Origin of the sequence: Caenispirillum salinarum AK4, assembly GCF_000315795.1 — a bacterium.
Classification (GTDB): Bacteria; Pseudomonadota; Alphaproteobacteria; order Rhodospirillales; family Rhodospirillaceae; genus Caenispirillum; species Caenispirillum salinarum.
Window position 1 is genome coordinate 81,676 of sequence record NZ_ANHY01000004.1, and the last position, 19,488, is coordinate 101,163.

The 19,488-nt window shown below is 70.9% G+C and carries 16 protein-coding genes; 5 read left to right on the forward strand and 11 right to left on the reverse strand.

From position 1 onward, the window contains the following. Positions 1-40: 40 nt before the first annotated feature. Together C882_RS03810 and truA are read right to left on the reverse strand one after the other, a co-directional pair. Positions 41-355: a DMT family transporter gene (locus C882_RS03810; RefSeq protein ID WP_009539223.1), complete on the reverse strand. Its 315-nt coding sequence runs from the start codon at positions 353-355 to the stop codon at positions 41-43. After that, positions 355-1,107, reverse strand: a complete 753-nt coding sequence (gene truA, locus C882_RS03815) for a tRNA pseudouridine(38-40) synthase TruA (protein WP_009539224.1) — start codon at positions 1,105-1,107, stop codon at positions 355-357. The genes C882_RS03810 and truA overlap by 1 nt, the downstream gene beginning before the upstream one ends. Positions 1,108-1,280: 173 nt before the next feature. On the opposite strand from truA, the gene C882_RS03820 reads away from it, so the two are divergent. Next, the gene (locus C882_RS03820; RefSeq protein WP_009539225.1) at positions 1,281-2,357 is read left to right on the forward strand and encodes a hypothetical protein; all 1,077 of its coding nucleotides are present in this window, start codon (positions 1,281-1,283) and stop codon (positions 2,355-2,357) included. Positions 2,358-2,383: 26 nt separating this feature from the next. After that, positions 2,384-2,857, forward strand: a complete 474-nt coding sequence (locus C882_RS03825; RefSeq protein ID WP_009539226.1) for a rhodanese-like domain-containing protein — start codon at positions 2,384-2,386, stop codon at positions 2,855-2,857. 42 nt (positions 2,858-2,899) lie between these two features. Here the strand turns inward: C882_RS03825 and C882_RS25645 are convergent, their stop codons facing one another. Further along, positions 2,900-3,025, reverse strand: coding sequence for a hypothetical protein (locus tag C882_RS25645; protein ID WP_009539227.1), 126 nt, complete (start codon positions 3,023-3,025; stop codon positions 2,900-2,902). Positions 3,026-3,555: 530 nt separating this feature from the next. On the opposite strand from C882_RS25645, the gene C882_RS03830 reads away from it, so the two are divergent. After that, entirely contained in the window at positions 3,556-4,752 is a 1,197-nt protein-coding gene (locus C882_RS03830) for an aminotransferase class I/II-fold pyridoxal phosphate-dependent enzyme (protein WP_009539228.1), read from the forward strand. A gap of 47 nt (positions 4,753-4,799) precedes the next feature. Further along, entirely contained in the window at positions 4,800-7,259 is a 2,460-nt protein-coding gene (locus tag C882_RS03835; RefSeq protein WP_009539229.1) for a DNA translocase FtsK, read from the forward strand. Positions 7,260-7,266: 7 nt separating this feature from the next. On the opposite strand, the gene C882_RS03840 is transcribed toward C882_RS03835, so the two are convergent. The 8 genes from C882_RS03840 to C882_RS03875 form a co-directional block, all read right to left on the reverse strand. Next, positions 7,267-8,055 carry a HesA/MoeB/ThiF family protein gene (locus tag C882_RS03840; protein WP_009539230.1) on the reverse strand — a complete coding sequence of 263 codons (789 nt, stop codon included), beginning with the start codon at positions 8,053-8,055 and terminating at the stop codon, positions 7,267-7,269. A gap of 101 nt (positions 8,056-8,156) precedes the next feature. Next, positions 8,157-9,134, reverse strand: a complete 978-nt coding sequence (cysK, locus tag C882_RS03845; RefSeq protein WP_009539231.1) for a cysteine synthase A — start codon at positions 9,132-9,134, stop codon at positions 8,157-8,159. A gap of 166 nt (positions 9,135-9,300) precedes the next feature. After that, on the reverse strand, positions 9,301-9,756 hold the full coding sequence (locus tag C882_RS03850) for an RrF2 family transcriptional regulator (RefSeq protein WP_009539232.1): 456 nt from the start codon (positions 9,754-9,756) through the stop codon (positions 9,301-9,303). Between the two features lie 52 nt (positions 9,757-9,808). Next, entirely contained in the window at positions 9,809-11,035 is a 1,227-nt protein-coding gene (gene coaBC / locus C882_RS03855; RefSeq protein ID WP_009539233.1) for a bifunctional phosphopantothenoylcysteine decarboxylase/phosphopantothenate--cysteine ligase CoaBC, read from the reverse strand. A 126-nt stretch (positions 11,036-11,161) separates the two neighbouring features. After that, positions 11,162-12,016, reverse strand: coding sequence for a hypothetical protein (locus C882_RS24925; protein ID WP_009539234.1), 855 nt, complete (start codon positions 12,014-12,016; stop codon positions 11,162-11,164). A gap of 43 nt (positions 12,017-12,059) precedes the next feature. After that, positions 12,060-12,752: a response regulator transcription factor gene (locus C882_RS03865; RefSeq protein WP_043643569.1), complete on the reverse strand. Its 693-nt coding sequence runs from the start codon at positions 12,750-12,752 to the stop codon at positions 12,060-12,062. Between the two features lie 103 nt (positions 12,753-12,855). Continuing rightward, complete coding sequence (locus tag C882_RS22905; protein WP_051999983.1) at positions 12,856-16,131, reverse strand: PAS domain S-box protein; 3,276 nt, start codon at positions 16,129-16,131, stop codon at positions 12,856-12,858. Positions 16,132-16,300: 169 nt separating this feature from the next. After that, entirely contained in the window at positions 16,301-18,535 is a 2,235-nt protein-coding gene (locus C882_RS03875; protein ID WP_009539238.1) for a sensor histidine kinase, read from the reverse strand. 81 nt (positions 18,536-18,616) lie between these two features. Here C882_RS03875 and C882_RS03880 point away from each other — a divergent pair, with 81 nt between their 5' ends. Further along, positions 18,617-19,477, forward strand: a complete 861-nt coding sequence (locus C882_RS03880) for a PfkB family carbohydrate kinase (protein ID WP_009539239.1) — start codon at positions 18,617-18,619, stop codon at positions 19,475-19,477. The last annotated feature ends 11 nt before the right edge of the window (positions 19,478-19,488 follow it).

Sequence of the window (19,488 nt, forward strand, 5' to 3'; positions counted from 1 at the left end):
GGGCCGGCGGGGTTGCCCGTCCGAACGGAGGAGACCGGCGCTAATCGGTCAGCGCCAGCCCCACGACTCCCAGCGTGATGAGCAGGATGCAGGCCACCTTCACCAGCCCCATGCTCTCGCCGAAGACCAGGGCGCCGATGATCGCCGTCGCCACCGTGCCGACGCCCGACCAGATGGCATAGGTGATGCCCACGCCCATGGTCCTCAGGGTCAGGGTCAGCAGGGCGAAGGCCGCCGCGTAGCAGACGAAGATGGCCACCGACGGCACCAGCTTGGTGAAGCCCTCGCTCAGCTTCATGCTGGTGGTGCCGGCAACCTCGAAGGCGATGGCAAGCGTCAGGGTCAGCCAGGACATCAGGCGTCGTGCTCCGGATAGCGGACCGAAAGGAAGTACAGGCCCTGGGGCGGTGCCGTGGGACCGCCGGCGGCGCGGTCGCGGGCGTCGAGCGCCCGTTGCAGGTCGTCGGCCGTCCACTTGCCCTCGCCCACCAGCTTCAGCGCGCCGGCCATGTTGCGCACCTGGTGGTGGAGGAAAGACCGGGCGCGCACGAACAGCCGCACCTCCTCGCCCTCGCGGGTCACGGCCAGTTCGTCCAGCGTCTTCACCGGTGACTGGGCCTGGCACTCCTTGGCGCGGAAGGTGGAGAAATCGTGGTGCCCGACCAGGATCTGCCCGGCGTCGTGCATGGCCCCGGCATCCAGGTCCGCACCCACCCACCAGACACGGCCGGCGTCCAGCGCCGGCGGGCTGCGGCGGTTGAGGATTCGGTAGACATAGGACCGTTCGCGCGCCGAGAACCGCGCGTGGAAGTCCTCGTCCACCTGCTCCACCTGTCGGATGCTGATGGGGTGGCGCCGCAGGTGGGCGTTGAGCGCGTCGCGCACCTTGCCCGGCGGGTCGTGGCGCGGCAGGTCCACGTGGGCCACCTGCCCCAGCGCATGGACGCCGGAATCGGTGCGGCCGGAGCCGTGGACGACGGCGTCGACCTGGCAATAGCCGGCGACGGCCGTCTCCAGGGCTTCCTGGACGGACAAGCCGTTGGCCTGACGCTGCCAGCCGACGAAGGGGCCGCCGTCGTATTCGATGGTGAGCTTGAAACGTGGCATGGCGGTTCTTTTACCCAAGACGCCGCCGCCGCGCCAGCACGCGGGAGGCCGCCTTGCGCGGCGCGCGCATCTTTCCTTGACCGCACTCCTGTTATGGTAGAATGACGAAATGCCGGCCCGGCTGGGCCGCACCGCACCGCACAGCACCTCCGGCAGGGAAGGGACCGCCGCACATGGCCGCGCGCAAGCCGGTGACGCCGATCATCGATTCCGACATGGACAGCCTGTACGTGCTGCCGCTCGAGATCATTCCCATCGAGACCAAGGCGCTGCAGCGATCCCGCATGATCAAGAACCACCACCTGCGCAGCGTGGTGGAGGTGTTCTCGGAGCGCGAGACGGGGTCGGGCCAGATCGAGGTGGAGGCCCTGCCCAAGATGTTCGGCTGGACACCGCCCGAGGACGAGGACGACGAGGACGACGGCGAGCCGCGCAAGCCGCACCCCGACCTGGTGACCCTGCGCCAGCTTTCCCTGCTGCCCACCTACGACGTGTTCTCCTTGCGCATCCTGTTGCGCAAGATGGACATTCCGGTGCGCGAGAACGCCGCCCTGAAGCTGAGTCCCGAGAAGAACCGCGAGCTTGGCGACTACATGACCAAGTTCACGCGGCCGCTGATCATGCAGGTCTACGGCGACTCCGACGTCTCCATCCACGACTTCGACGACATCATCCGCCTGTTCCGGGACCCCGACGTCCGCAAGGCGCGCGAAAAGCTGAAGATCATGGCGCAGAAACTGGACATCGACGTCATGGAGATTCCCAAGTTCCTGGAAGACTACGGCGACATCTTCCTGTCGCTCAGCTACTACCGCCAGTGCCTGGACCGCATCCAGCCGCTGCTGGACAACTTCCTGGACAGCATGGAGGCGCTGCGCAACAACTGGCAGCTGCGCAACGACCAGCAGCTCATGCAGACCTGCCGCATGATGGAAAGCCGCCTGAACGAGCTGTCGGCGGCCGTGACCGGGCGGTTCGAGAACTTCGACCGCTCCACCAACGAGATGTGGGACAACATCTCGGCCATCCGCTTCCAGCGGGTGAAGGAGCTGATACAGAGCTACCACACGGAAATCGGCGGCGTCCTCTGCGCATTGACGGTGAAGCTGAACGCCTGGGTGCGCCAGTTCCCCGGCGAGGTGGACTCGAGCCCCGTGCGCCGGGCGGAGTTCATCATGACCCAGATGCGCCAGGGCTTCGACCGCATCCAGAAGATGTCGAACTCCACCCCCATGCTGTCGCAGCTTTGATCCTTTTGCCGGAAAGGCCCGTGTCGATGATGGTTCTGCGCCGCGCCGCCGCCGTTCTCCTGCTTCTGGCCGCGAGCCTGCTGGGCTCCGCCCCGGTGTGGGAGGCGCGGGCCGCCGGGGCGCCCGAAGCCGGCGCCACTCCGCCGGCGCACGCCTGGACGGACGTGGGGCCGGAGGCTTTCGCCAAACTGGCGGCCGACGGCGTGACGGTGATCGACGTGCGCACGCCCGAGGAATGGCGGGAAACGGGCATCATTCCGGGCGCGAAAACGGTGATGGCCTTCGACGAGGACGGCCCGGTGCGCGGCTTCCCGGAAGCCATGCTGGCCGCCGCCCCGCCGGATGCGCCGGTGGCGATCTACTGCCGCTCGGGCAACCGCTCGGCGGCGGTGGCGAGCTTCGCCGCCAAACGCATGGGCTACCCCCAGGTCTACAACCTGGAACCCGGCATCAAGGGCTGGGTCCGCGAAGGCCGGCCGATGAGGGAGTGGGTGGAGTAGGGGGCGGAAAAAAGGGGCGCGGTTGCCCGCGCCCCTTTCGACCTACTTCTTCTTCCGCTTGTTCGGCACCTTGAATCGGTAGAACCCTCCGTCCTTACGACGGTGCACCTTGCCGTTGCGGTCAGTGAAGCTCTTACTGTAGATAACGATGTAGCTGTCAGTCGTCATGGGATCAAAGTCTCCATTGTAATCTGACTGCTTCGGGGCCTATCATCCAATTTGTCTACGGGAGGCGGCCCTGAAGCTGTCACTCGATCGTGTGGGTCGGCGTGCTACCGCCGTCCCACACGATGACTCTAGGCAAACGTTTCAGACGCATCAATCCGAATTTTTGTGCCTATGGATCTACGACACACAACATGTCGTGGATACTGTGGATAACTGTCCTTAGCGTCGTATGTGCCTGCCCATGCAAGCCGTGCTATTTCAGCACGTTGAACCCGTAGAGTGGGCTTACGAACGTTATCCACAGCTGTGGAGGCATCTTATCCTATTTTATGGCCGTCGGCTCTGAGCAGCATGCTCAACGTCTCGACTTCCCAGTTTGACGGTGCGACTCGGATCAATCTGCCGATCAAAAGCCTTGTGCTCCACCGGCAACACCCGCCGCGCCACGCCGGTCGGCGGTACCGCTCCCGCTTGTGCGCCGGCCCGCCGCCCTGTATCGTGTTTCCGCTTTGTCCACAGGAAGTTGCCGCATGAAGTTCAACCAGCGTCTCGACCGGCTGAGCGAATATCCCTTCGCGCGCCTCGCCGCCCTCATCGCCGACATTCCGGCGCCCGAGGACGGCGGCATGATCCTGTCCATCGGGGAGCCGCAGCACGCCTCCCCCGCCCTGCTGACCGAGACGGCGGCGGCGCAGGCGCACCTGTGGAACAAGTATCCGCCGGTCAACGGCACGCCCGACCATCGCGCCGCCGTGGCCGAATGGGCGACGCGCCGCTACGGCCTGCCCGACGGCATGGTGGAGGCCGACCGCCACGTCCTGCCCGTGGCCGGCACGCGCGAGGCCCTGTTCATGCTGGGCCAGATCGCCATCCCGACGGACGCGACGGCCCGCACGCCGCTGGTCGCCATGCCCAACCCCTTCTACCAGGTCTACCTGGGCGCGGCGGTGATGAACGGGGCGGAGCCGCTGATGCTGACGGCCGGCGCCGACACCGGCTTCCTGCCCGACGTGGCGGGGCTGCCGGGCGACGTGCTGGACCGCCTGGCGATCGTCTATTACTGCTCGCCCGCCAACCCGCAGGGCGCGGTGGCGACGCTGGAGCAGTGGAAGACGCTGGTGCGGCTGGCCCGCGACCACGATTTCCTGCTGGTCGCCGACGAATGCTATTCGGAGATCTGGCGCGACGCCCCGCCGCCGGGCGCGCTGGATGCCTGCCGCGAGCTGGGCGGCGACCTGTCCAACGTGGTGGTGTTCAACTCCCTGTCGAAACGCTCCAGCGTGCCGGGCCTGCGCTCGGGCTTCGTGCTGGGTGACGCCGATGTCATCGCCCGCTTCGCGCGCCTGCGCAGCTATTCCGCCGCCGGAACGGCCCTGCCCCTGCTGGCCGCCGCCGCCGCCCTGTGGCGGGACGAGGCCCATGTGGAGGAAAACCGCGCGCTGTATCAGGCCAAGATGGCCGCCGCCGACCGCATCCTCGGCCCCAAGCTGGGGCTGGACAAGGTCGCGCCCGCCGGCGGATTCTTCCTGTGGCTCGACGTCGGCGACGGCGAGGCCGTCACGCGCCGCCTGTGGGCGGAAGCCGGCATCAAGGTGCTGCCCGGCCGCTACCTGACGGTGGACGAGGCCGACGGCTCCAACGCCGGCGCGCCCTACATCCGCATCGCCCTGGTCCACGACCAGCAGAAGACCGAAGCCGCCCTGACCCGCATCGCCGAGGTGCTGTAAGCGCCGCCGCCAGACGCCCGCCGCCAAGACCGACGGAGACACACCCGATGGCCCGCTCGTCCTCCCGCAAGGCGCCCGCCCGCAGCCCCTTCCTGCCGCCCGAGATGGTGGAGGCGGCGCGGGACGGGGCGGCGCGGGTGCTGGGCCTGGTGCTGGTAGCCCTGGTCGGCGTTGTGGCGACGGCGCTGCTGACCTACACGCCCGGTGACCCGTCGTGGAACCTGGCGCGCGAGGGCGATCCGGCCAACGCGCTGGGGCTGTTCGGCGCCAGCCTCTCGGACGGGCTGTTGCAGGCGCTGGGGCTGGCCGCCGTGCTGCCGTTGCTGGCCGTGCTGAGCTGGGGCGTGCGGCTGATCTCCGGCCAGCCGGTGACGGCGGCGTGGGCCCGCACCGTCGGGCTGATCGCCGCCGCCATCCTGGTGAGCCTGGGGCTGTCCGCCCTGCCGACGCCGCCCGACTGGCCGATCGCGGCAGGGCTCGGCGGCGCGGCCGGCGCACTTCTGCTCAATGCAGCCGGCACCGCCGCGGCGGACCTGGGCGCGGCCGACCTGCGCGGCGTTTTCGCCACGGCCGGGGCGGCGCTGGGCGCTCTGTTGTTCCTGTGGACGGCACACGTGCGGTTCGACGAATGGCGCCGCGCCCTCGCCTCGGTCAAGGCCATCCCCGATGCCGTGCTGGACGCGGGCGGCCGCCTGAAGGCCGCCGCGCTGCGCCGCCGCGACGAACTCACCGCCGACGAAGCCGATGCCGAGACGCCGCCGCGCCGCCGCCGCCGGGTGGAGCCCTCGGTCACCGACCGGCGCGAGCCCATCCTGCGCGATGCCCAGCCGAGCCGCCCCGCCGCGCCCGCCGCCGGCGCATCCAACGCCTCGGACCTGGTGGTCAGCCAGCCGCGCAAGGCACCCAGCAAGCGCGAGATGGAAAGCCGGCAGGGATCGCTCCTGCCGCCGGACCCGCACGAGGGCTGGGTCTTCCCGCCGCTCGACCTGCTGGCCCCGCCCGACCCGGCGGAGGCCAACCCGCTGGACGAGGACGCGCTGGAAGCCAACGCGCGCATGCTGGAAGGCGTGCTGGCCGACTTCGGCGTCAAGGGACAGATCGTGAAGGTGCGGCCCGGCCCGGTGGTGACGCTCTATGAATTGGAGCCCGCACCCGGCACCAAGACCAGCCGCGTCATCGGCCTGGCCGACGACATCGCGCGCAGCATGGCGGCGGTGTCGGTGCGTATCGCCGTCATTCCCGGACGCAGCGTCATCGGCATCGAACTGCCCAACCGCAAGCGCGAGGTGGTGCGCTTCCGCGAGCTGATGGCCGCCGACGAGTTCGAGAAGTCCAGCCAGAACCTGTGCCTCGCGCTCGGCAAGGACATCGGCGGCGCGGCGCAGTACGTGGACCTCGCCCGGATGCCGCACCTGCTGATCGCCGGCACCACTGGCTCGGGCAAGTCGGTGGCGGTGAACACCATGATCTGTTCGCTGCTCTACCGCATGACGCCGGACCAGTGCCGCTTCATCATGATCGATCCCAAGATGCTGGAGCTGTCGGTCTACGACGGCATCCCGCACCTGCTCTCGCCGGTGGTGACCGACCCGCACAAGGCCGTGGTGGCGCTGAAATGGGCGGTGCGCGAGATGGAGAACCGCTACCGCCTCATGAGCCAGCTGGGCGTGCGCAACGTCGCCGGCTACAACGCCAAGGTGGCCGAGGCCGCCAAGTCCGACAAGGGCCTGACGCGCACGGTGCAGACGGGATTCGACCCCGACACGGGCAAGCCGGTGTTCGAGGAGCAGTCCCTGAGCCTCACGCCCCTGCCCTTCATCGTGGTCATCGTCGACGAGATGGCCGACCTGATGCTGGTCGCCGGCAAGGACGTGGAGGCCGCCATCCAGCGCCTGGCGCAGATGGCGCGCGCGGCGGGCATTCACCTGATCATGGCGACGCAGCGGCCGTCGGTGGACGTCATCACCGGCACCATCAAGGCGAACTTCCCGACCCGGATCAGCTTCCAGGTCACCAGCAAGATCGACAGCCGCACCATCCTGGGCGAGCAGGGGGCGGAGCAGCTTCTGGGGCAGGGCGACATGCTCTACATGGCCGCCGGCGGGCGCATCACCCGCGTCCACGGGCCGTTCGCCAGCGACGAAGAGGTCGAGAAGATCGTCGGCCACCTGCGCGACCAGGGCGAGCCGGATTATGTGGACAGCGTGACCGAGGAAAGCGACGACGACACCGCCGCCATGGCCGCCATCCCCGGCTTCGGCGAGGACGCGGCCGGCGGACCCGGCGGCGGCGGCGGGTCCTCGGGCGACGAGTTGTACGACCAGGCCGTGGCCCTGGTGGCGCGCGAGCGCAAGGCGTCCACCAGCTTCGTGCAACGCCACCTGCAGATCGGCTACAACCGCGCCGCCCGCATCATCGAGCGCATGGAGAAGGAAGGCGTGGTGTCCAAGGCCAACCACGTCGGCAAGCGCGAGGTCCTGGCACCCCCGATGGTGGAGATGGACTGAACCGGCGTCAGCGGGCGTGCCGCGACAGATCGGTGATGGTGGGTGCGTCGCCGCACAGCGCACAGCCCGGATCGCGCGGCACGCGCACGGTGCGCACCTCGGCGGCCAGCGCGTCCCAGATCATCAGGCGGCCGCTCAGGCTTTCCCCGACGCCCAGGATTTCCTTCAGCACCTCGGTGGCCTGCAACGACCCCACCACACCCGGCACGGCGCCCAGAACGCCGGCCTGGGCACAGGTGGGGGCGGAGCCGGCGGGCGGGATGTCGCCGTAGATGCAGCGGTAGCACGGCCCGCCGCGATGGGTGGCAAACGTGCTCACCTGCCCGTCGAAGCGCAGGATGGCGCCGGACACCAGGGTCTTTCCCGCCAGATGGCAGGCGTCGTTGACCAGGAACCGCGTCTCGAAGTTGTCGGACCCGTCGGCGACGATGTCGTAGCCGTCGATCAGGTCGAGCGCGTTGTCGGCGGTCAGGCGGGTCTTGTGCGGCACGACGGTCACGTCGGGGTTCAGCGCCCGCAGCCGCGCCGCCGCGCTGTCGACCTTGGGCACGCCGACGCTGCCCGAGTCGTGCATCACCTGGCGTTGCAGGTTTGACAGGTCGACGGTGTCGTCATCGACGATCCCGAGCGTCCCCACCCCCGCCGCCGCCAGGTACAGCCCCATCGGCGAGCCGAGGCCGCCGGCGCCGATCAGCAGCACGCGGGCGTTCAGCAGCGCCTCCTGCCCGGCACCGCCCACTTCGCGCAGGATGATGTGGCGGGCGTAGCGGTTGATCTGCTCGTCGGTGAAGTCCATGGGGGCAGCCTGCTCTCGACGCTGGAAACGGAAAGGCGCCGGCCCGCGACAACGGACCGGCGCCCACCGGAATATCACGGTTCACCCGTGATATGGAGGGGTCACGCCTCTTCGAACAGCGGCGTGGACAGGTAACGCTCGGCGAAGCTGGGCAGGATGATGACGATGGTCTTGCCGGCCATGTCGTCGCGCTGCGCCACTTCCAGCGCCGCCGCAATGGCCGCGCCCGAGCTGATGCCCACCGGCAGGCCTTCCAGCTTGGCGGCCTTGCGGGCGGTTTCAAAGCTGGTTTCGTTGCCGATCTTGATGACCTCGTCGATCAGGTCGCGGCCCAGCACGCCCGGGACAAAGCCCGCGCCGATGCCCTGGATCTTGTGCGGGCCCGGCGCGCCGCCCGAGAGAATGGGGCTGTCCTCGGGCTCCACCGCGATCATCTTGAGGCCGGGCTTGCGCTCCTTCAGCACCTGGCCGACACCCGTCAGCGTGCCGCCGGTGCCCACGCCCGAGATGATCACGTCCACCTGGCCGTCCGTGTCGTTCCAGATTTCCTCGGCCGTGGTTTTGCGGTGGATTTCCGGGTTGGCCGGGTTCTCGAACTGCTGGAGCATGTAGGCGTTGTCCATCTCCTCGACCAGTTCCTTGGCCTTGGCGACGGCGCCCTTCATGCCGTTGGGGGCCGGCGTCAGCACGATCTCGGCGCCCAGGTGCTTGAGCATCTTGCGGCGCTCGATGGACATGCTTTCCGGCATGGTCAGGATCAGGCGGTAGCCCTTGGCGGCGCAGACAAACGCCAGCGCGATTCCGGTGTTGCCCGAGGTGGGCTCGATCAGCACCGTGTCCTTGGTGATCTTGCCGGCGGCCTCGGCGGCTTCGACCATCGCCAGGCCGATGCGGTCCTTGACGCTGGCCAGCGGGTTGAAGAACTCGCACTTGCCCAGCACCGTCGCCTTGGCGCCGGCGTCTTCCGCCAGGCGGCCAAGCTTCACGAGGGGCGTGGCGCCGATGGTCTGGAGGATGTTGTCGTAGACCTTGCCGCGAAACTCGGGCTTGGTCTTTTCGACGGTGCTGGCTTCGGTCATGGCTAAAACCCCGTTTCCTTGTGTAATACGTTCAAGAACCAACGCTCTTGAGTGTATTTATAAGAGGGATTCGCCGACATGCAATCCCCGTCTCGCGCTCCGCCCCGGGAAATTCCGATGGAGCGGCACGGGAATACCGCACCGACGGCCCGGAACGGCCGCCGCCTCAGATGGTGAAGTCCATGGCCTTGTGGGCTTCGCTCTCCAGCCCCGACTGGAAGGCCTTGGTGCACAGGTCGTCGATGGTGATGGACTCCAGCCGTTCCATGACCTCCTCCTGCAACTCGCCCCACAGCGGACGCACCACGTTCACCCCCAGGGGGCTGCCCGGCAGATCCTTGTAGGGGTCTTCCGCCGCCTCCATGGCCTGCACCACGCGCACGATCTCGCCGACCGTCACCCGCCGCCGCTCGCGCGCGAGGCGGTAGCCGCCCTTGGGGCCACGCACACCGACCAGGATTCCCGACCGCACCAGATGTTGCAGGGTCTGTTCCAGATAGCGGCGGGGAATGCCCTGGCGGCGGGTGATCTCGCGGCTCTGAACGGGCTCCCCGGCGGCGTGATAGGCGATGTCCAGGACCGCCTCGATGGCGAACAGCAGTTTCTTGGAAGGGCGGAGCATGTCGTTTTCTCGTCGGTGCGTGGGTCCGGGAAACGGGTCGGGTGCGCGCCAATCAGGCCGGCGCGGCGGCGGTGGCGGTCAGGGCATGGGCGATGCGGTCGGCCAGGCGGGCGGCGGCGTCCGCCTTGTCCAGCGTCGGCCAGTCTTCCATGCCGTCGGCGGTGATGAGGTGCAGCGTGTTGCGGTCGCCGCCGAAGGTGCCGGTGGCCGGCGAGACGTCGTTGGCGAGAATCCAGTCGCAGCCCTTGCGGGCGCGCTTGGCGGCGGCGTGGTCGAGCACGTTCTCCGTCTCGGCGGCGAAGCCCACCACCAGTGCCGGACGCTCGGGGCCGGCGGCCGACAGGGTCGCCAGAATGTCCGGGTTCTCGGTGAAGGACAGGGACGGCGCCGCACCTTCGGCGGTCTTCTTGATCTTCTGGCCGGCCGCCTCCACACGCCAGTCCGCCACGGCGGCGGCGCAGACGGCGACGTCGGCGGGCAGCGCGGCACGGCAGGCCTCCAGCATCTCGCGCGCGCTTTCCACCCTGATGACGCGCACGCCGTCCGGGTCGTCCAGGGCGACGGGGCCGGAGACCAGCGTCACCTCGGCGCCCAGCGCGGTCAATGCGGCGGCGATGGCGTGGCCCTGCTTGCCCGAGGAGCGGTTGGCGATATAGCGCACCGGATCAATGGCCTCGTGCGTCGGGCCGCTGGTCACCAGCGCGCGGCGGCCGGCGAGCGGCCCCGGCGCGGCGGCCCGGGCGAAGAAGCCTTCCACGGCGGTTATGATCTCCGGCACCTCGGCCATGCGTCCCGCGCCGGTCTCGCCGCAGGCGAGGTCGCCGGCGTTGGGGCCGACGGTCAGAATGCCGCGGCTTTTCAACGTGTGCAGATTGGCCTGCGTCGCGGCGTGCGACCACATGAAGGTGTTCATGGCCGGGGCGAGGAGGACCGGCTTGTCGGTCGCCAGAAGGGCCGTCGTCGCCAGGTCGTCGGCCATGCCGGCGGCCATCTTCGCCATCAAATCGGCCGTGGCGGGGGCGACCAACACCAGGTCGGCCTCTCGCGACAGTCGGATGTGCCCCATCTCCGCCTCGTCGGTCAGGCTGAACAGGTCCTGATAGACCTTTTCTTCCGACAATGCTGCGACGGACAGCGGCGTGACGAACTGGGCGCCGCCCTTCGTCAGGATGCAGCGCACGGCGGCGCCGCGGTCGCGCAGGCGGCGGATCAGTTCCAGCGACTTGTAGGCAGCGATGCCGCCGGAAATGATGAGCAGGATGCGGCGCCCGTCGAGCATGTGCGCGGTCCGTCCATTATTTTCACGAAATGCAGGTGTGTTTAACCTAGCGATTACCGCACTGCTCCGCAAGATACTCCGTGCCTGCGCTGTGGAATTTTCATCCCGGTGGAGACGCGCCGTCCGTCAGCCCCGCCCGCCCAGGCCCAGCAGCCGTTTCAGGCGCTGACCCAGGCTCGGCCGGTCACCGGCCAGCGCGGCGATGTCGTGGATGGCCGCGGCGTCGCGGCAGAAGGCGCGGTAGCCGTCGCCGACCGCCAGCGGCACGCCGACCGCCGCCGCGTAGTCCTCCAGCGTGCCGCCGCCCTGGCGGTGGGCCCACAGCGCGAAGGAGATTTCCTGCCCCCACCAGCCGGCTTCCCCGGGCTGCAGGGCCGCCGCCAGGGCCGCGGTCTGGGCGGGGGCCCCGGCGTCAGGATAGGTGGGCCAGATGTCGGCATAGAGCACGTCGGGCCGCGCCCCGGCCAGCACCGTGCGCAGGTGCTCGGGCGTGGCGGCATCCAGGGCGTCGGCCTCGACCAGCGTGATCTTCTCGCGCCCCTTCCAGGCGTCGAGATCCGTCGCCGCGCGCAGGACCGCCTGCACATCGGGCGCGTTGTCGACCACCACCACGCGCTCCACTTCCGGCTTCGCGGCGGCGGCGTGGACGTACATGCCCATGCCCAGACCGAAGACCACCACCGTGCCCCGCGCCCGGTGAACGTGCCAGGCGTGGCTTTCCTGCTCCATCACGCCGGTGGACATCCAGGGCACGCGGTCCCGGTAGAGCACCCAGCGCACCGGCTCCACCACCGCGCGGGTGACATACCCGTGGGCCAGGCTGCCGCGATGGCGCTCCAGCCGCCAGGGGCCGACTCGGGCGGGGCGGTAGTCGGGCAGAGGAAACAGGCCGAAGCCGTACAGCGCCCGCATGTCGCGGGCGGCATCCAGGCTGTAGGGCCGGGGCGTGGCGGCGGCGGATGTGGCGCGGTCGGCAGTCATGGCGCGTGTCAACGTAGCACAGCCGCGCCGCCGGGTAAGCCGCTCAGGGCTGGTGGGGCGCGCGGGCGCTCCAGCCGCTTTCCATGATGATGCGGATGGCCTGGCTGCGATTGGCGGCGCCCAGCTTGCGATAGATCTTGCGGGTGTGGACCTTGATGGTCACCTCCTGCAACCCAAGCTCGCGCGCGATAACCTTGTTGGTGGCGCCGTCGACCATCATGGAGACGATGTGCGTCTCGCGGTCGTCCAGCTTGGCCAGCGGGTTGTCGCCGCCGGCGTCGGACCCTGCGGCCGCGCCGCCCCCGCCCGCCGGGTCCTCGGCGGCGGCGGCGCGCGGCGGTGCGTTGAAGGCGAACGAGGGGAAATAGCGCTCGCCCGACAGCACCAGGCGCAGGGCGTTGACCATGGCGGTGGCGTTGAGCGTCTTGGGGATGTAGCCCGACGCGCCGGCCTCGGCGGCGGCGTGGACGTCATCGGCGTCGATGGAACCGGTCAGGATCACCACCGGCGCATCCGGCGCCGCCTCGCGCATGCGGGCCATGCCCGCCATGCGGTTCATGCCCGGCATGTTCAGATCCAGCAGCACCAGATCCACCGGACCGTCCGCCTGCACGCGCGACACCGCGTCGTCCAGGGTTTCGGCCTCGAGGATGGTCACCTGGTCGCCCAGGGTGCCGATGAATGGAGACAGACCCTGCCGCACCAGGGTGTGGTCATCGGCCAACAGAACTTTCATTACACGCGCGCCCCGCATTCCCCACTTGGCGTAGTCCTGCCACTATAGGCGGCGGGACGCGCCACAAGCAAGAAAAGCCTTTACAGCCCTGCCGTGTGAAAAGTCACAAGGTCGCCGTGAACAAAGTATCCACCAAGTCGGCCACACGTTGCAGGCTGACGGGTTTTCGCAGGACGGCGGCAACCTGATCGTCGGTCTCCAGTCCCCGCGCCTCGCGCGCCCCGATATGACCTGTGACGACCACAACCGGTAGCTCGGGGACATGCTTGCGCAGGCCGGCGATGAGATTGCGGCCGTCGCAGCCGGGCATCCGCATGTCGGTGACCAGCACGTCTGCGGGGTCGTCCATGAAGATGTCGATGGCCGCCAGCCCGTCGTGCGCCACGGACACCCGGTGCCCCCGCGCCCGCAGATAGTCGGCCATGAGGCCGGCGGCCTCGCGCTCGTCGTCGGCGACCAGCACATGGGCGACCAGGGCCGATGCCTCCTCGTCCTCGTCGGCCTCCGGCGCATACGCGGACGCGGGCGCGGGTGCGGTATCGACCATGGCGCCGGCCACGGGCGCGGTGACAGGTGCGGCAGCCTGGCGGGCGGCGGGGCGGAGGGCATCGCAGCCGCAAGGGTCCTCGGCCGATCCGTCGCGGGGCAGGCTTACGGTGAACACCGCGCCGCCGTCCGCGGACGGCGCTTCCAGGCCGATGCGCCCGCCCATGGCGCGGATCAGCCCGTCGCTGATCGACAGGCCCAGGCCGGTGCCGATGCCGGCGGCCTTGCTGGTGACGAAGGGGTCGAACAGCCGCTCGCGCAGGGCCTCTGGCACGCCGACGCCGGTGTCGGCGACGCGGATGACGATGGCCGCGCCCTCGGCCGCGCAGGACACCCGCACCTCCGGCCGCCAGGAAGCGCCGTCCGCGCCCGCCGACAGGCGTTCCAGTACGGCGTCGCGGGCGTTGGTCAGCAGGTTGAGCACCACCTGCTCCAGTTGCACCGGCCGGCCGCGGACGCAGGCGGTTTCCGCCTCGGGCAGGTCCACCGTCACGGTGATCCCGTCGCCCCGCAGGCCGTGGTCGATCATGGCCAGCGCCGCCCGCACGGCCTCGACGGCGTCGAAGCGTTCCTCGGGGCCGGTGTCGCGGCGGGTGAAGACGCGCATGTGGTCGATGATCTCGCCCATGCGCCCGGCCTGGGCGGCGATCAGTTCCAGCCGGTCGCGGTCGGCGGCGGATGCGGCGGCAGTGCCGTCGTGTCCGTGCCCCGGTGCGGCGCCGGGCTTGGCGGGGCCTGCGGCGTCCAAGCCGAGCAGCCCGGCCTCGGCGGCCATGCGGATGATGTTCATGGGCTGGGCCAGTTCATGCGCCATGCCGGCGGCCAGTTCGCCCAGCGTGGCCAGCTTGGCGGACTGGGCGACGCTGGCCTGCTCGGCCTTGCGGGCGGTGACGTCGCGCAGCACCGTGTGCAGGCACAGCCGTCCCTCGAAGGTGACCGGCGAGGTCATCACCTCGCAGATCATGCGGCCGCCGTCGGCGCGCTTCAGCGCCATTTCCACCGGTGGCAGGGGGCGCGGCGCCTTTCCGAATTCCTGCATACGGGCGATGGCGGCGGTGCGGTCGGCGTCGTCGACAATGTCGAAGATGCACCGTCCGACCACCGATTCGCCGTAGCTTTCGCCAAACAGAACCTGCGCCGCCCGGGCGTTGGCCAGCACGATACGGCCCCGGTCGTGCGCCAGGATCAGATCGGGCGCGCTTTCCACCAGCGCGCGGAAGCGTTCCTCGCTCTCCCGCAGGCGGCGGCGGGCGAGGCGCTGATCCGTGACGTCGCGGATCATGATGTGGGTCGCCGGCCGGCCGCCATAGGCGATGGGCCCGACCACCACCTCGGCCACCAGTTCGCCGCCCCCCAGCCGCCGCACGCGCACTTCGGCGACGCCCACCGCGCCGTCGGTGGTGGCGTCGGACAGGCGGCGCCGCACCTCGTCGCGATCCTCGGGATGCACATGGTCGATCAGCGGGACGGCCAGCAGTTCCTCCATGCCGTCGGCCCCGAAAAGGTCGACGGCGCGCGAGTTGGCGTAGAGGACCGTCCCGCGCGCCTCCACCACGATGGCCTCGGGCGCCAGTTCCACAAGATTGCGGAAGCGTTCTTCGCTCTGGCGCTTGACCGACAGCTGGGTCTCGCTGCTGATGAGCGCCGCCTCGTGCCGGCTGAGGCGCTCCCCCAGTGTGTCCAGGGCCCGTTCCAGGTCCGCCAGTTCGGCCGTACCGGCATAGGGCGGACCGATGCGCGACGGCGTGCCGCCCCCCTGCAGGGCGGCGGCCGCGTCCGACAGCCGCGCGACGGGGCGGGCGACCATCGCTCGCGCGGCCAGCCCGGCCAGCAGCAGCCCCGCCAGCAGCGCCAGCGCGATGCCGCCGCCGGAGCGCAGCAGTGCCGCATCGGCATCGGCGGTCACGGCGGTGCGGTCGAAGGCCACGCCCACCGCCAGCCCGCCGTCGGCCGGCGCCTGGGCCAGCAGCATGGGGCGTCCGTCCAGCGTCACCGGCAGGGCGCCGCCCTGGGAACCGGGCGCGACGTCCAGAACGCTGCCGGCCAGGGCGGGGCGGCGGGGGACCGTGGCGACCACATGGCCGGCACCGTCGGTCACCACGACCAGCGCATTCTCGGCGGGCAGCAGGGCCGCAAGGCGCGGACTCAGCCACGCCGGATCGAGCAGCGCCGCCACGGCACCACCATCGGGCGTGACATGAGCCAGCGGCACCAGCGGGCGCCCGTCCGCCGGACCGGCGGCGGCGGCCGTTGCCGGCAGCCCCGGGCCGGTCGCCAACCCTCCCTCGGCACGGGCGCGCTCGGCGGCGATCCGCAGGGGCCGCGCCTGTCCCGCCGCGGCGGTGGAACACAGCGTGGCAAGGTCGGCGGAAAAGCGGGTAACGGCGGCCAGCAGGCCGGGTCGGGCCGCGGGCCCGGCGGCGGCGGGACCACAGGCTTCGGCGGCGGCTCCGGGCGCCGAGGCCAGGGCCGCGAGCGCGCGGCGGCCGTCCTCCACCGCCAGGCGATGCTGGGCGGACAGGGCGCGGGCGAGGTCGAGGCCGTCATCGACGGCGCCGGAAACCACGTCCCCTCGCGCCTCAAGCCCTTGCCACAGCGCGAGTCCCGCCGCCGGTACGGTCGCCAGGACCGCCACCAGGGCCAGCCGGACCACGAGGCGGCGGTGCGGCGGCGCCCGGCGCGCGGGACCCCGCCCCGGCCCCGAGGCCGCCGCGGCCGACTCCCGCCAGGCGCCGGGCGCGGACTCGTGTGACAGCACGGCGGCGACGGTGGCTGTGCCAGCGCCGACGCGGTTCGAGGCCGGTCCCCGGCTCGAGCTGTCCACCTGCGTCATCGTGTGGTTGGTCCCCTTCCCCCCGACGGGCGCGTCCGGCTGGACGTCTCCCTGCCCTCCAGTGTAGAGGCCCGGCGTCCCGGGTGCAGGGGGTGCAACCGGGTCGCGGGCGAGAAGAAAGTATATCGGCGGCCGGTCGCCCCAAGCGCAAGGGTATATGCGCCGCGTCTCACGTTCCGGCGTCCGCGGTCGACGCCCCGACGCGCACGCCGGTGGTTGCGTCCGGGGCCGCCGATGCCAGGACGACGGTGACGGCCGTGCCCTCGCCCTTGGTGCTGCTGATGTGGAAGCGTCCGCCGTGCAGTTCCGCCAGGGCCTTGACCAGCGGCAGGCCGAGGCCGGTGCCACCGGCCTCGACGCGCCGTGCGCCCTCCGACACTTGCCCGAAGGCTTCAAGGGCCTGGTCCAGTTGTTCGGGCGTCATGCCGATGCCGGTGTCGCGGACCGTCAGTGCAACGTGCTCCGGCCCCGCGGCGCGGGCGCGCACCTCGACACGGCCGCCGGCGTCGGTGAAGCGCAGGGCGTTGGACAGCAGGTTGACCAGCATCTGCTTCCCGGCGCGGGGGTCGACCATCACCGGCGGCAATCCCGGCGGGATGTCCGCCGAGACGTGGACGCCGCGGCGATCCGCCAGCCCCGAAACCAGCAGCAGCGCCGATTCGGCCAGCGAGCCGCAGGGCGTGGGCTCGGGGCGGATGTCCATCTTGCCCGCCTCCAGCTTGGACAGGTCCAGGATGTCGTTGATCAGCGTCAGCAGGTGCGTGCCCGCGTCGTGGATGTGTCCGGCGTAGGGGGCATAGAACCGCCCGTCCGGGTCGGGGCCCAGCACGCGGTCGCGGATGGTTTCGGAAAAGCCCAGGATGGCGTTGAGCGGCGTGCGCAGCTCGTGACTCATGGTGGCGAGGAAGGCGCTCTTGGCGGCACTGGCCTGCTCGGCGGCCTCGCGGGCGCGCTCCAGTTCGGCCTGCTGGCGCTTCTCGCCCGAAACGTCGTGCACCACGGCGACGAAGCGCGGGCCGTGGGCATCGTCGTAGCGGCCCAGCGTCACCCGCACGGGCAGCCCCCCGGCGGCGCGGTGGCGTGCCGTGATCTCGCGCCGGTAGCCGCCGCCGTGCCGCCCCGCCGCCACCAGCGCCATGAGCCGGCGGTTGCGCGGGGTGTCCTCCATGAGCGCGGTGACCGGCATGCCGTTCAGGTCGCCCTCGCCGTAGCCCAGCATGCGGGCGCCGGCCGGATTGGCGGCGCGGATGATGCCGTTGCCGTCAATGGTCAGGATGCCGTCCTGGGCCGCATCGATGACCGCCGACAACCGCCCGTTGGCGGTGGTCAGGTCCATCTCGCGCCGTTGCAGGCGGTCGGCCATGGCGTCGAAGGTGGCGGCCAGGTCGCGGATTTCGCCGGCCGCCGTCGGATTGTGCCCGGCACGGCTTGCCAGGTTGCCGTCGGCCATGGCCCCGGCGGCGCGGGTCAGCCGCCGCAGAGGGGCGACGAAGGCGCGGTCGCCGATGACGTTCGCCATCACCAGCGACAGGATTGCCACCACGATCAGCAGGCCGACGTTGCGGCCGAAGGCGGCGTCGGCGGCGGCCAGCACCGCCCGCCGGTCCAGGGCGACGGCCACCCGCACGCCGTCCTGGAAGTCGCGCACGGCCACGACGCGCGGTCGGCCCGTCTCCAGCGTCGCCTCGGCCACGGCGGCGCCGTCACCCCCCACCTCGGCGCCCCGCGGCAGGCGCCGGCCGATCAGGTCCGGCCGGTGGGGCGCGGTGGTGATGATGGCGTTGTCGTGATCGGTCACCAGGATCAGCGAATCGGGCGGCGCCTCCAGCCGGTCGATGCGCGCCTGCAGCCAGGCCAGGTTGATGTTGGCGATCAGGTACAGCGGCAGCCCTTCGGCATCCACGGCGGCCAGCGGCAGGGCGAAGGGCACCAGCGCCCGCTCCCCCTGCGGCGGCACGAAGCCGGGGCCCGAGGAGAAGGCGCCCGTCAGCGTGGCGTTGCCCATGGCGCTGGTCTCAGGCGCCGACAACACCGCGCCGAACGACCCCGCGGCGCAGTCCACGCGCCCGTCGCCGGCCGCCCGCGCCAGGCCCGAGACCAGCGGCGAGCGATCCGCCATGGTCGAGAGAAGCTCGGTGCAGGCCGCGCCGCCCTCGCCCACGATGGCGTCGTCGCGGGCCGTCAGCACCATGAGGGCGTGCACCGATTCAACCAGGGACCGATGCTGTTCCGCCACGGCCGCCGCCAGGCGCGCGGCCTCCAGCCCCGCCTGGTCCAGGGCGTGGCGGCGTCCCTCCAGACCATTGTAGACGCCAAGCACCACCACCGGCACGATGACGGCCAGGGCGAACCAGAACAATGTGGTGCGGGACGTCCGCAGGAAGACGGCAGAGGGCGGGCGCATCGAGCAGGGCCTGAGCGGGCTAATCCTTGAGAGGTATAGTCTGGAACTTTAGTACACCCCGATCAAGAACGGAGGTGACGGATGTCACGCATGGCGGTCATCGGCGGCTTGAATCTGGACGAGGTCGTGTACCTCGACGGGCCTCTTCTGCCGGGCGGCCGCATGCGCGCGCGGGAACGCGAGCACCGGGTCGGCGGCGGCGGCGCCAACACGGCCGTCGCCCTGGCCCTGGCCGGCCACGCCGTGCGGCTGTGGGGCGCGGTGGGCGACGACGACGCCGGCCGCCGCATCCTCGCCGTGCTGGCCGGGCACGGCATCGACGCCTCGGGCGTGGCGCGGCGTGCCGGGCCGACGCCCTGCCCCCTGATCCTGGTCGACGCCGCCGGCGAGCGCACCATCATCAAGGTCGAGCAGCCCTTGAGCATCCGCCTCGACCCACCGGTCGCCGCCGACCTCTCGGGCGTGGCGGGGATGTGGGTGAACGCCTTCACGCCGACGCTCGCCGACCCCATGGCCGCGGCGGTGGCGGCGCGCCGGACGCTGGTCTGCGCCCACCTGCCGCCGCCGCCCATCGACCACTGGCCGGCGCATGTGATGGTGGCCTCGGGCCTCGACCCCCGCGACGCGCTGGCCCGCGCCCAGGCGCTGGCCGGCGACGCCCTGCGCTGGGTGGTGGTGACCGAAGGCGCCCGCGGCGCCGTCGCGCTGCATGTCGGCGGCGACCGCGTGACCGTGCCCGCGGCCCCCGCCCGCGCCGTCGACACCACGGGGGCCGGCGATGCCTTCACCGCAGGGCTGATGCACGGACTGACGGCCCGCCGCCTGCCCATGGACCGTGCGCTCTCGCTGGCCTGCCGCTTCGGGGCGGCGGCGGTGGAGCATGCGGCGTCCCTCCCGCCCGAGCGCCTGCGGAGCCTGGCGGCGGCGCACGTCGGGGCGTGACCGGCGATCGG